We start from the raw sequence: 1,978 nt of genomic DNA, 5'->3' as shown, positions 1-1,978 counted from the left end.
CCCGAGCCGGCCGAGCGGACGAGGTCGGCGGGAGGCGGACCCCCTGCGGCCGCCTCCCGCCTGGTCACGGTGGTCACCGGGCCGGCGCCTCGTCTAGGAGGTCCTCCGGCTCCCGGGGCGACCCGGTCGTGTCGACGACGACGCCGTCGCGGAGGAAGACGACCCGGTCGGCCCACGCCGCGTGCCGGGCCTCGTGGGTGACCAGGAGCCCCGAGGCCCCGTCGTCGCAGCGCTTGCGGAGGACCCGGAGCACCTCCTCGCCGGTCGTCGTGTCGAGGGCGCCGGTCGGCTCGTCGGCCATGACGAGCCGCCGCGTCCCGACGAGCGCGCGGGCGATGGCCACCCGCTGCTGCTGGCCCCCGGACATCGCGTCGGGGTACCGGTCCGCGAGGTCGGCGAGGCCGAGGACGTCGAGGGCGTGGCGGGCGTTCCGGCGCGCGGTGCGCGGTCGCATACCGTCCAGCTCGAGGGGGAGTCCGACGTTCTCCGCGGCGGTGAGCGAGGGGATGAGGTTGTAGTCCTGGAAGACGAAGCCGATCCGCCGCCGCCGGACCCGGGCCAGCTCCTTCGCGCCGAGCGACCCGAGGTCGACGCCGTCGACCGTGGCGCGGCCGGAGGTCGGACGGTCGAGGCCGCCGGCGACGTTGAGGAGCGTCGACTTGCCCGAACCGCTCGGGCCCATGACGGCGACGAGCTCGCCCTCCATGACCTCCAGGCTCACACCGCGCAGCGCGTGGACGGCGTTGTCGCCCGTGCCGTGGGTTCGGGAGACGTCCTCCAGGACGAGCACGGGGACGGTCACGGGTGGCCTCCTGTCGTCTCGACGGAGGCCCGCTCGGGCGGCTGGACCGGGTCCGTATGCCGGGTGCTCGCCGCGTGATGCCGGGTGCTCGCCGCGTGCGGTCGCCGTCCCGCCTGTGCGAGCCGGGTCTCGACGTGGTCGAGCCAGCGGACCTCCGCCTCGGCGGAGAAGATGTGGTTCTCCAGGACGAGGAGCCACGCGAGGTCGCGGTCGGGGTCAGCGTGGTCCGCGGTGCCGTCGCCACCGATGCCACCGTCGTCGGCGCCGCGATCCCCGATGCCCGCGCCGATGGCGTCGAGGGCGCGCTGCTTGAGGCGGGTCAGGTCGCGCAGGTGCCGCAGCGTCGCCGTCCGTTGGGTCTGGGCGACGGACTGGACGTCGACGCCGGACACGGTGACGGCGAGCGCGAGCTTGATGACGAGCTCGTCGCGGGGCGTGCTGACGCGGTCGACGGGCGAGCGCCACCATTCCTCGACCGCGGCGCGACCCGCGTCGGTGAGCCGGTAGGAGATCCGGCCCTCGGGGTCGGGCGGTCCCGCCTGCTCGACGAGACCGTCCCGCTCGAGGCGTCCCAGGGTCGTGTACACCTGCCCGACGTTGAGCGGCCAGGTCCCGCCGGTCCGCTCCTCGAAGGCGGTCCGCAGCCCTGCGCCGTACATCGGCCCCTCCGCGAGGAGTGCCATGAGCCCCAGCCTGACCGACATCCGCTCCCCCTGCATACCGAGTATTCCGTGCTGACAGCAGGAGGGTATACGCGGTATGCACCCCGTTGCAACCGGGTCATGGCGGCGATCGACCATCGGGACGGCTCGGATGGCTTGACAGTCCTGAGATAGTGCCGCTACTCTGTCGATATATCGATGAGGCACCGACAAGGAAGCACCGCTTCGCCAGTTGGCGTCCGTCGAGGGGTCGAGGCCCCGAGACCTCGACCCACGGCTCATGAGCGCAGACCCGAGACGGCGACGCGCGATGACGAGCCCCACCACACACGAGACGAAGGAGTCACACCATGCGTGACAACCACAGCAACGAGCGCGGCCGCACCGGCCGCTTCACCCGGTCCGATCCCGACGGCGGCGCGCGCCGCCCCGGGGAGGGGCCGGGCCCCCGGTTCGACGAGCGCGGGGGTCGCCCCCGTCGCGGCGGTAACCACTTCGGGCATGAGCACGGCGG

At 73.5% G+C, this 1,978-nt stretch carries 2 protein-coding genes; both read right to left on the bottom strand.

Annotation, left to right across the window (positions count from 1 at the left end):
- Positions 1-73: 73 nt before the first annotated feature.
- Positions 74-802: an ABC transporter ATP-binding protein gene (locus BN12_RS21365; RefSeq protein WP_048555583.1), complete on the bottom strand. Its 729-nt coding sequence runs from the start codon at positions 800-802 to the stop codon at positions 74-76.
- Positions 799-1,506, bottom strand: a complete 708-nt coding sequence (locus BN12_RS21360; RefSeq protein WP_048556721.1) for a PadR family transcriptional regulator — start codon at positions 1,504-1,506, stop codon at positions 799-801. Before BN12_RS21360 ends, BN12_RS21365 begins: the two co-directional genes overlap by 4 nt.
- Positions 1,507-1,978: the final 472 nt, after the last annotated feature.

Source organism: Nostocoides japonicum T1-X7, from assembly GCF_001046855.1.
Lineage (GTDB): Bacteria > Actinomycetota > Actinomycetes > Actinomycetales > Dermatophilaceae > Nostocoides > Nostocoides japonicum.
This window is presented reverse-complemented; position numbering and strand designations above follow the sequence as displayed.

What these genes read in the sequence shown, in the direction of transcription:
- BN12_RS21360 (WP_048556721.1), bottom strand. Translation starts at nt 1,506, where the DNA reads ATGTCGGTCAGGCTGGGGCTCATGGCACTCCTCGCGGAGGGGCCGATG.